This is a genomic window from Spartinivicinus marinus, assembly GCF_026309355.1.
In the GTDB taxonomy this organism is placed as follows: Bacteria; Pseudomonadota; Gammaproteobacteria; order Pseudomonadales; family Zooshikellaceae; genus Spartinivicinus; species Spartinivicinus marinus.
The window spans coordinates 4138002-4149263 of sequence record NZ_JAPJZK010000001.1 but is presented as its reverse complement, the minus strand read 5'-3'; the positions used below and the strand labels follow the sequence as shown (position 1 = coordinate 4149263).

6 protein-coding genes are annotated in these 11262 nt (G+C 38.9%); all 6 read left to right on the top strand.

What is annotated here, in order from left to right; all coding sequences use genetic code 11:
* Positions 1-533 precede the first annotated feature (533 nt).
* The 6 genes from OQE68_RS18840 to OQE68_RS18815 all read left to right on the top strand — a co-directional run bounded on the left by OQE68_RS18840 (position 534) and on the right by OQE68_RS18815 (position 11129).
* Entirely contained in the window at positions 534-6851 is a 6318-nt protein-coding gene (locus OQE68_RS18840; RefSeq protein WP_266195776.1) for a LamG-like jellyroll fold domain-containing protein, read from the top strand.
* Positions 6841-7695 carry a hypothetical protein gene (locus OQE68_RS18835; protein ID WP_180567622.1) on the top strand — a complete coding sequence of 285 codons (855 nt, stop codon included), beginning with the start codon at positions 6841-6843 and terminating at the stop codon, positions 7693-7695. Before OQE68_RS18840 ends, OQE68_RS18835 begins: the two co-directional genes overlap by 11 nt.
* Complete coding sequence (locus OQE68_RS18830; RefSeq protein WP_180567621.1) at positions 7688-8569, top strand: hypothetical protein; 882 nt, start codon at positions 7688-7690, stop codon at positions 8567-8569. Before OQE68_RS18835 ends, OQE68_RS18830 begins: the two co-directional genes overlap by 8 nt.
* Before the next feature lie 41 nt (positions 8570-8610).
* Positions 8611-9081, top strand: coding sequence for a DUF4234 domain-containing protein (locus tag OQE68_RS18825; protein WP_180567620.1), 471 nt, complete (start codon positions 8611-8613; stop codon positions 9079-9081).
* A 78-nt stretch (positions 9082-9159) separates the two neighbouring features.
* Positions 9160-9627 (top strand): hypothetical protein, encoded by a 468-nt coding sequence (locus tag OQE68_RS18820; protein ID WP_180567619.1) that lies wholly within the window; start codon positions 9160-9162, stop codon positions 9625-9627.
* 74 nt (positions 9628-9701) lie between these two features.
* Positions 9702-11129, top strand: coding sequence for an ATP-binding protein (locus OQE68_RS18815; protein ID WP_180567618.1), 1428 nt, complete (start codon positions 9702-9704; stop codon positions 11127-11129).
* The last annotated feature ends 133 nt before the right edge of the window (positions 11130-11262 follow it).

Sequence of the window (11262 nt, the reverse complement as noted above, 5' to 3'; positions counted from 1 at the left end):
ACAGCGAGAGACTACTTATGCAATTAAACTACAGCGAAGAAAGTGCGCAAAAATTTATACGGCAATTGTGTCAATACGTTTAATAGCAACATGGCTGACGACAATAAAAAGTGATAGTAGCCACCAAACCTGCCAAAAAGCATTATCTGAACCGTAAAATAAGCACACATAAATTCTGTAGAATATATCACACAACATGTTTTGTATCCAAGTGGTAATAACCTCTCTGTTACAAAACTTAACAACTTCCCACTCTATACTTTCTTCTAACAATTCGCCCTGCCCTATCAAGCAAACTTAATCAAACAACGATAAAAATATAACCAAATTTAGGGTTACTTGTAGCTTAAATATCTGGCAAAATAACCGCCCACTATTTTTTGATTAAATTTTATTCATCAAGATTTGTAGTGTGAACAGACTACTTATAATTTAAGTCAGTTGCTGTACAGATTATTCTCGCGGTTTTTCCACCACTCTTACAAAAGAGTGTCACAAGGCATGGTTAGCAGCTATACAGGCAGTAATAATAAATGTTGTTAAAGCGGTTATTCAGTTTGGCAGCGGCCATATTTGGCCTTTCACAACTCCCTGCTTATGGGTTAAATCCTAATGGTTTTGAACAAGGGATTCATTCTGGTTACGTATTCGCCAGAGCTATTGTTAAAGACAAGAGTGGTTATCCGCTTTGGGCTGAATATAACCAAGCAGGAGGACATACCCGTATTCCTGTGAGTGGTGAACAAGCAGCACAATCTCAGGTAATTTCAGGAAATACTTATCGTAATTTTATCAAACAATATGATGACTTAAAAAAGCTGTATAATAATCAAGTTGAATTACTGCCTATTAATCAATACAACAGCTTTCGTAATAATAACTCGCTTAACTCCGCATTAAACCAGCCTATTAAAAACCTGCCTCTATTACCCGCTGATACAAAAGTAGTTGCTATTCCCGCTTTACAACACCGAGGAGTAACTGATGGCGAGCAACTGGTTATTAAATCATTCCCCGTTGATTTACTAAACTACCCAACTATCGATGATAATATTCAGTCTTTATTAATTGCGGAAAATGGCGAAATTTTATACCAAAGCCAAAATCGTATTGGTTATCTCACTGCATTTGGCACCAAAAAAGAAGGTGACCAAGTAGAAGATAGCTCAGAATATAAATCCAGTTCTATTAGCGGTAGACTACAAAGCTTCTTTGCACCTATACCTGGTGTATCAATTGAAAGTGTTACTGGTTACGTGAATGGTTATGGCGTAACCGATGAAAACGGGCGCTATACAACCTCTTATCGTGTATCACCCTGCCCTGGTTTTAGCTACTCACCCACGGTCCATTCTTATACCCGCCTTTATTACAGTAACTTTAACCCAAGAGGAAAACCTACAGTTCCTTATTATATCCAAAAACAGTCATACGACTTGTGTGATGGTAGATCAGCTTACATTAACAGCACTAGCATAGCAGGACTAATGTCTCATATAGATAGTCAAGCAGCGACTAGCCTAATACCAGACAATATCACACGTATAGATATACCCGTTGCAGTCCATTTAATCAGCGGCCAAGTGATTTTTAATAACGTTGAAATCACCGAAGATAGAACCACTTATACAGCAGAAGCCAGCCCTGAAACCCTAATGCTGCAAGAAGGACTGGACTATGATGGTGATGGCACAAAGGACAGAATTGTTCGGGGTAAAATCAATCCAGATGATGGTCTTTTTGTTGACGATGCTGAAGGTGACCTGCAAGGTGTTTATTTATCCAGCAATGACCGGGGAAATGGTAAGCCGAATTTTACCAAACTGATTGATAAACAATCTCATACTACCCCTCAAGGTTTATTAAAAACGATTAGCAAAGAAGACTTAGCCAATACCGATATTTATGTGTTTCGTGAGTCTACTGGCGAATTAATTACTGAGCGGGTTGGGCTCAGTGATAATGAAGCCAAACTTCGTAAAGAAACCGGTATCAGTAAAAATAATAACTTTTACTATCAAATGATGGTACGCAGCCCAGAAGACTCTTTTAGTATTAAAAGGCGCCTATATGATAACTGGAGCGATTGGCAAGCCAAAAATAAAATGAACCCTGCCCTGTTTGAACATAAAGCAGATCATTTACGCACAGGTGAACCCATTCGAGTAATCGCCATTAATCGGGCTACGGGCTATATCGGCACTGCATTAACCACCCTGGGCAGTACTCAGGCTGGTGGTAACATTACCTCTCCGGTACCTACTATTATTATGTCACCCCCCAATTTAAAAGTATGGGCCACCCGTCGTTACCAACCACAAGGGATTAAAGCCAATGGCGATGCAGAGCGTCATAATATCGGCAATGAAGGGGCAGCCTTAACCAGTGACTATATTATTGAAGTACATACCGAGTGGTTGGATGAAAATGACCGACCATTACCTGCCGAGTTAGAAGGTCGTGGTTATACGGCACGTTTAGCCAAAATTGTGCAAGACCCCAGCAACAGTGATGATCCATTAGCAGCCAGTCAGATTCATGAAATTGCAATAGACCCTGGTCGCCGTTTGCAGTTGGTGAAATTTACTGAGGGAAATGCCGGTAACTTTCATTACTATTTTCAGGTTAATGGCAACCCAATCGATCGGGAAAATGACTTTTCTAGCAACCCTGATCATGATGGGGTATTAAAATACCGGCCAAAAACCTATGTACCTTTACAAGTACAGCTTTATGACGAGAAGCATACTCTTGCCCGAAAGGCAGAGTTGCAGCGTATAGATAAAGAAGACGAGTTTGAGCCTATTTACCATTGGGTCTATCGTCCCGAGTTACAGTTTTCTGTTTATGATTTAGAAATAGACGCCATCCGCCGTAAAACGGGTGACGATAAAACCGTTAATATCTATGGTGAAGAAATACCCGTCATTAGTGGTAGTGACAATGCCTTAGAAGTAGCCTTCGATTTAATCAGTCCAGCCTTTAATCAACTGGAAACCATCGACGGCAAACGAGAATTTGTGTTAGCCATGGGCGAGCAAGAATATGGCTTTGAAGTAAAACGAGAAGGCAGCGAACAAACTATCATCTTTAATAATATCGAACACCTTTCTGAAATCGAACCAGAAGATTATCTAACCCTACGACTATTTCTAAATAATGATGCCAGTAATATTTTGTGGGAGTATGCGTTTGAGTATCTTTCAATTGATCATCTGCTGATAGGTAATGATAATGAAGACGAAGATACCATTTACTTATCAGCTGACAACCCTACCTTACCATTACAAGCGTATTTAGTAGGATATGCCACCCGTAAACCTGAAAATAAACAGCCTGTAACTGTCATTTGGTCTAACCCAGAAAAAACAGGCTCATTTAGTAAAGCGGCTGAAACAGACAACAATCATGGGGTATTTGCTACTGACTTTACAATGAAACCAGTAAGTGGTTTAACTGCAACCGTTACGGCATCATTACAAGGTATTACTGAAACTACAGCCTCTTTAAATAAAAAAATCAAGGTTATACCTGGCAAACCAGCCAAACTGTCTGTAAAAGAATCAGGTAAACCAGAGCCGCTCGGTTTAAAACAATGGACAATAGAGGCAACTGTATACGATGCACATGATAATCTGGTAGCTGATGGTAGCGATGTTAAGTTTTCGCTATCTGGTCAGGCAAAGTTTGTTCATATGGATTCAGGCACAACAAATGGTAAAGCCAAAGCAATTATTACTGGTAATGGTTGGACTGATGATAATATCACAATTAGTGTTTCTGCTGGTGGAGTAACAGAAACTCTGCAATCCAGCACTTCTGAACTCATCATCAACCTTGATGTTCCCAATAACCTTTATACTGCACATGAGTATCCCGTTTCTATTCGTGTGGCAACGGCTAATGGCCAACCTGCCGCTAATGTACCAGTAGACTTGTCATCAACTTTTGCGCATTTTAAACCGAGCTTAGTCACCACCAATCATCAAGGCATAGCAACCGCTACCATGATGACTCCTCTTATTGCAGGTAAGGGGAGTATTTATGCTAAAGCGGGATACGCAGGGTATAAGAAGTTAGCGATTCAAATTAACCCAACAGTTGACTCAAGCTTGGATATGGAGCAGGCGTTGATCACTGGTGATGTTGCTCAAGATGGCTATGCCCCATTTCAACGGTATGATGGTGTCAAACTTGGTGTTGGCTATAAGGCACAACATACAATTTCTATTTTGGGGCAAGCAAATGGGAAACAAAAAGTCAGCTTAGGTGATGTTTTCGACCCTAACTTATCACCACTTGCTGCCTATTATATGAATCAACTAGACACTGATGAGGACAAGAATTTAGCGCCTGATGAAACAGGTCACTTCCCTGCGTTAGCTGAAAATATCACCATCGCAAAAGATCATATATTAGGTCGTGGTCATAGCTATGCTTTTACAGGGGGCGATAGCGACTCTCAAATCCGCTTATTAAAATCAGAGCCATTACAGAAATCTACAGCAACTGGATTTCGGCTTGAGTTTAAGGCCAGTAAAGCTGGAGGTGCTCTTGTTGATTTAGCAAAAGGTCAAACATTACAACTAGCGTCTGATAATAAATTAGTGTACTGGTTAAAAACAGACACTGGCATTTATAAGTTAGAGTCAGCACCTATTACATTAAATGAATGGCATACAGTAGCCGTCAGATATTATCAAAATAAAGTCGAGTTGTACGTTGATGACCTTAAGACAGCTTATCAAGCTGTTGCAGAAGGCAATATCAACTATCGTGGTCAGCAACTGCAAATAGGAAGTGGTTATCAAGGGTTAATTAACAGTCTGCGCTTTTATGACTGGAATAGTGCTCCCTTAGTCACAATTGGTGATGCAACTACCCATACAGCTAGTTTGAATGCTGAAGGAAAGACGCAAGTTGTCGTTCAATCGACAGGACAAATGAACACGGATGGTAAGTCGATAAGAATATTGCGCATAGGCATCAATGCAGGAGAAACCAGACAGTACTTATCGCTTATTTCAAAAGATGCCTATACGCAACTTGCAGGTCAGTATATTGAAACTGCTTATCAAGGTGGGCCTCCTATCAATATTGCAGGCTGGGATACTGTCAATCAACCTGCTGGCTCAATGCCTTTACAGTTCTTCATGTCACAGGCTCATGCCGCTTGGTGGGACTTCTCACTTGATGATGTATACGATGCATTAAAAGAAGTTGCCAGCTGGGTCGTTCCCTTTGAAGAGTTTGAACAAATGATTCTTCAACTGGGTTATCTGGTAGATGGTGATGAACGATTCGACCCAGTTAGTTTAACCATTAATGGACTCATTGTTGCCTCAGCTTTTCCGGTTGCTAAGCCAATACAAGGTATTTTAAAAGTACTAAAACCATTCATTAAAAAGCCTGCTAACCGCAAAATGATTAAAATGTTTGCTGAGGTATTGGGTGATGGCGTTAAGTATGCAGTACATGAACGAAAACTGGATAAATTAGCAGCAATAGTACCGTTTGTATTAACAGTAGGCGAAATATTATCTGATGAAGAATCACGAAAAGCGATTCCTCTATTTATTAGCACACTAAGTAGTGCTGAAGATTTAAGTGCCTGGATTCAATATCTAGCCCTACCAGCTAACGGCTGGGAAGGTGACACTATACCCAGTGTGATGGATGGGGATGAGCAAGCGTATAATCACAAGCTTCCACTTAGCTTTATGGTGAAAAGTGCTTATGCATCATCATTTAGAGGACCAAGGTATACTGCTAGAAGGGTTGCAGCTAAAGCCATTGCCAAAGTGATACGTGAAGTTGTTGAAATTGACGGAGCTCGAGCGAGACTTTTAAAAGAACCAAAAGATCTATCACGAGTACTCAAACAAATAGTTGATAATATAAACAAAACACAACACAAGGAGTTTAAACGATTTTTATTTAAAAAATCTTTCCTTAAAGGATGTATTATTGCATACAACCGAGGTATTAGTCGTTTAAGAGAATTTATAAGAGGCCGAGATAAAACACGCGTCGACCCACGCTGGTTAATTGGCAGTATGGTTATTCTTGAAGAAGCGATAGTTAACAATAAAATAACTGAAGAAATAGCAGTTCAAGTACATGGTCTTATGGCCGATGCTTTTATTGGCAGTAATAGCCAACGTGCTCAGTCAACAAGGTATGGAGCTAGATTTCACCTATTAGAAGCTGCTTACTGGTACTTAAATCCAAATTATGAAATAGTAAGTATTGAAGGCATTAGAGATATACACTTTTTTATTGAAGATACTGATGGAGAGCCTTCCATTTTTACGAAGAAACCTTATAACCGAACGGTTGATATTATATTAAAGCGAAAAGGACATAAAAAAGAAACATGGGCAGAGCTTAAGTCAAAAAAACATCCTTTCAAGAAAAGTGAATTTAAAGAATTTAAAATCAAGTCAAATATAAAAGGAAAGCACAGTATACACAAAGAATTCTTTGCTGATTTTACAGCTTATAATTACATAGAAGACTTACTAGATACTGAAAAAGTTTCTAGTAATATTGGCTTTATTTGGCGCTTTCACCACTTTAAGGTTAAACGCAATGCTCATAATTCTATAATTGAGCAAGGCCCTGATAAGAAAGATTTAAGCAACGCTAGAGAATGGTTATGCAAACCAGCAAAAGCAAAAGATATTGAAAGTATATTTAAAGCAACATTCAATATTGATACCAGTGAGAAAGTAAATAATCAGTGCAAAAAATATCACTCTAATGATATTCAAAGAGTAAAGCCAGAAGCATATTTTGCTCCAATGTTAGTCACTGGAGACTGGATTAAGGACTTACAAGATGAAATTTGAAGTTAGAAATGAGGCTTGGTTACTTCAGGACAAACAGTGGATGAGGGCTAGGAAAGAACAATGGAAGTATTTAGAAAAAAAGGTAAAAAAAACAGATGCATTTAATAGAAAACAACGGGGTTACCTAAAAGATTACTTTCTTAAAGGGATAAGGCCTGAGTATGACTATATTGATAACCCCATGCCAATTCCTTTATTATTTATGCTTTGGTTCCACCCAGATCATAGCGAAGCTTGCTGGGATAAAATCATCAAGTATATTTGGAAAATGCCAGATGATATAATTTATGAGCATTATAGGTTTTCCATTGATATTTTTAGAAAAAATGCAGGCTCACCATTTGACTACTTTCCTGAAGAGGGATTTTCTGATGGATTTATGGGTGGACTAGAAGAAAGAATTTTTATACTGTTATTTGGTGAGAAGTTTAAAACACATATCTACATATCGAATAAGTGGCAACTTAATTTTGAAGATATCCAACTATATCCTGCAAGATGGTTTTATCAGATTATTTGGTTAAACAAATCTATAAATAAAACCAATCCAACAGTCTATTGGCAGTACGATCATGCAGTTAACGCTTGTATTGAACATTTACAAAACGAGGATATCAAAGCTTTTTTGGGATTACACAAGCCTGGTTTTTCTGAGAGAAAAGAACGTGCTAAAACCAGGTTCTATGAATATCTTAATGTCTTAGCTAGCGACAACTACCCTGAAGGCGAGTTTAGAAAACGTTATATTCAAAAAATGCGAGCTAAGTTAGATGAAGGAAATATCCCACCGTTATTAGATGAACTATGGCAGAAAGCCAAGAAAGGTGAATTGGCCATTGACTAGTCAAAAAGTCGTATTTAAAATAAGGCCCTCAGCTTGGTTAACTAGTGACCGTGAGTGGCTAAAACAAAGAAAAAAAAGCTGGGATTATATTAGTAAAAAATTAAATCATGTTCATAGTATTGAGATAGACAGAAAACAACGGACTTACTTGAAAAATTATTATCTTAAGGGCATCAGGCCAAGATATGACCTCTTTTTGAATGCAACCCCCATCCCGTTGATTTTTATGCTTTGGTTTCATCCTGATCAAAGTGAAAAGTGTTGGCAAGAAATTATAGACTACATTTATCAAATGCCGGATATAGTGGTTTATGAGCACTATAAATTATCCTTTAGTATTTTTATGGAATGCTCAGGCAATCTAAATAGATTCTCACCAGCGTCTGGTTTTTCGGATGGTTTTATGGAAGGGCTAGAGGAAAATATGTTACCTGTTCTTTTTGGAAAGACTAATGAAAGAATACTCTCTATCTCAAAAGGATGGAGTTTGGATAGATATAGCTGTACTGGTGGTTCCCATCCAGCTAGTTGGTTTTATTCATACTCATTTTTAACGTCTGACATTAACAAAGTAAATAGATCATTGTTTACTCAGTATGGGTTTGCCATAGATTTATGTTTTTCACAGCTTAATAACAAGTGGATTGAAAGATTTTGTGGAAAAAATGCCCCACCTGTTCCAGGTCGAAAAGAGAGAGAAAGAAGTCGCTTTTATAGTTATATAAACTATCTAGCCTCAGATAAACAGCCCGAGGGAGAATTTAGAAAAAGCTACCTAGAAAAACTGAGAGAAAAACTAAATAAAGGAGATATCCCACCTTTATTAGATGAGCTATGGCAGAAAGCTAAGAAAGGTGAGTTAACTGTTGATTAGTAGAGCTTTTTAAATCATCTTTACGGAGTAAACAAAAAACTATGTCAAACCCATATGCAGTACCCGACGCCAACTTAAAAGTTGCTCAAGAACCAATACAGGAAATATCCACTTTACCAAGAATCAGTGCCTGGTTGGTTTTTTTATTTACTTTTATCACGGGTGGTATCTACGGCATGTACTGGCTATACCACCGCAGCCGATTGATTAACCAGTTTTCACCAAAGGTGATTTCTCCGGTTTTAATCAACCTAACCATGTTTACTTACATCGCTTCTTTCGCAGCTTCATTTGCGGCGGAAGACATAGTCATGATAATGATCAATTTAATTATTACCTTAATTTCCATTATTCTTTATATTGTTTTGCTTCTTGCGGTTAAAGATAGGTTAAACCTAATCACCCGCTCTAACAAAGGTGACAACTACTTTATCAGCAGTATTTTTACACTCTTGTTTTTTAATATTTATCTGCAATATAAGATCAACCAGATTATTGATGGTGAGAGTTAGTAGTTCACTCCATAAAAAGCAGGTTTTCCTAAAAATTTAACACCAACACAACCAACCCTAAGGAGTAAATAAGTAGTTATGTCTAATCCCTATGCAGCACCTGATGCAAGTTTAAATAGTAATAAAGCCATTGAAAACATTAGTGAGTTCCCTCGTTTTAGTGCTTGGGGCGTATTCTTTTTTATGATGTTTTTTGGTTTTATCTACTACCCAGTTTGGTTCCACAAGAGAACAAAAGTACTCAACTCTATTACCCAAAGACCTATTTCTGGCGTATTAACAGGTATAGCCTTAGTTGGGTACGTTGCAATGATACTGTCATTGTTTTTCATTTCTGGTTTAGCTTCACTTGCCCTAGTTGGCTTTATTTCTTTAACCATGACGGTTGTCTATATCATTTGGCTTTATGCATTTAGAAATAGGCTTAATGAACTGACTGGTTCAAAAAGAGGAGATAAATATTTTGCTGGAGGTATTAAAACCTTCTTTTTCACCAATATTTATCTGCAGTATAAAATCAATCAGATTATTGATGGTGAAAGGTAGTTTTAGTCGGCTTTACCTTCTTCCTTACTTAGCTTTATATTGCTGAACTCACTGTTCATGGTTACTATAAAACCATGAACAACAAACCAAATCTGTCTCCACCCTTTAGAATATTTCTCAGCATTCGCTGGAAGCTGTGTATCTTGGTTGTTATCGCTACCAGCCTGGTAGCCTTGACCATGTACAGCTTTATGCAGTGGAGTTTTGATCGTGGTTTTCTTCGCTACATTAACCAGCGTGACAGTGCGCAGCTTGAAAAGTTAGTGCCGTCGTTGACAAGTTATTATCAGCAACAACAACAAAGCTGGCAGGCGCTTACGCAAAATCGTCACCACTGGGGCGAGCTTGTGATTTCGGCTTTATCTCCTCGGTTAGTTAATCGTCCACCACGACACCCGCCGCCTTTCAGAAGATATGTACGCCGCTTTTTGTTGTTTGATCAGCATAAGCAGCTGTTGATTGGTAGAGTGCCTGATAAAGTGACACCGCTGTTGCACCCTATTGAATATCAACAGCAAGTGGTTGGCTATGTTGGGCTAATCCCCCGTAAAGAGCTGACTGAGTTTAACGACATCGCCTTTGCTGAAAAGCATCAAAAGCTGATGCTTATTATTACGGCAATTGTTGTAATTATCATGGCTCTGCTGGCCATTCCTTTAGCCAGTTCCATCGTTAAACCAATTCAACGGTTACGTATAGCTATGGATCAACTGGCAAATCGTCAGGCCCATTCACCATTATCGACAAATCAACGCGATGAACTGGGCTTACTTGCCAATGATTTTAATATCCTGAGCCAGTTATTAAGCCAACAGGAACTGCTGCGTAAACAATGGCTCGCTGATATTGCTCATGAATTACGCACCCCTATTAGTGTATTGCAGGCGGAAATGGAAGCCATTGAAGATGGTATTCGCCCCCTTAACCAAGACAGTATTCAGTCGTTAAAAATGGACCTTGGCCGACTCACCCATTTAGTGAATGATTTACATCATTTAGCCCTTGAAGATATTGGCGCCATTAGCTATCAGCTATCCCAACAGGCTATTATACCTATCCTGCACAATATACTTGAGCGACACAGCCAACTCATCAGCACCCACAATCTAGAACTTACCATTAAGTCTGACATTAGTGAAACCACAACAGTAACCGTTGACTCTAACCGAATACAGCAGTTGTTCACTAATCTGCTAGTCAACTCCATCCACTATACAGACAGTACGCCAGACAACCCTGGTCGTATTCAGGTTAGCCTTCAGCAACAAAATGGTGTTATCACTATCACTTGGGAAGACTCGGCGCCCAGTGTACCTGACTCAGCCCTTCCCTTATTATTTGAGCGGCTATATCGCGTAGATAGCGCCAGGCAGCGAGACAAAGGTGGGTCTGGTCTGGGGTTAGCGATTGTTAAAGCGATTATTGATGGACATCATGGCACAATCAAGGCAGAGCACTCTGCCCTTGGGGGTTTAAAATTAATTATTTCATTACCTCTCTGAGGATAATGCAAAAATTAATGGATATGGTGTAACAGGCTATTTTGTAGCGGCAACATGGATGTTGCTTTCGCTCTTGATGAGACAGGGATGGCTCTTCAAGAGCGGCGAAGAATAGCCTGTTATTCCATATCAG

Bases quoted from the DNA above. Each gene is read 5' to 3' on its own strand.
- OQE68_RS18840 (WP_266195776.1), top strand. From the start codon at position 534: ATGTTGTTAAAGCGGTTATTCAGTTTGGCAGCGGCCATATTTGGCCTT.
- OQE68_RS18835 (WP_180567622.1), top strand. From the start codon at position 6,841: ATGAAATTTGAAGTTAGAAATGAGGCTTGGTTACTTCAGGACAAACAG.
- OQE68_RS18825 (WP_180567620.1), top strand. From the start codon at position 8,611: ATGTCAAACCCATATGCAGTACCCGACGCCAACTTAAAAGTTGCTCAA.
- OQE68_RS18820 (WP_180567619.1), top strand. From the start codon at position 9,160: ATGTCTAATCCCTATGCAGCACCTGATGCAAGTTTAAATAGTAATAAA.
- OQE68_RS18815 (WP_180567618.1), top strand. From the start codon at position 9,702: ATGAACAACAAACCAAATCTGTCTCCACCCTTTAGAATATTTCTCAGC.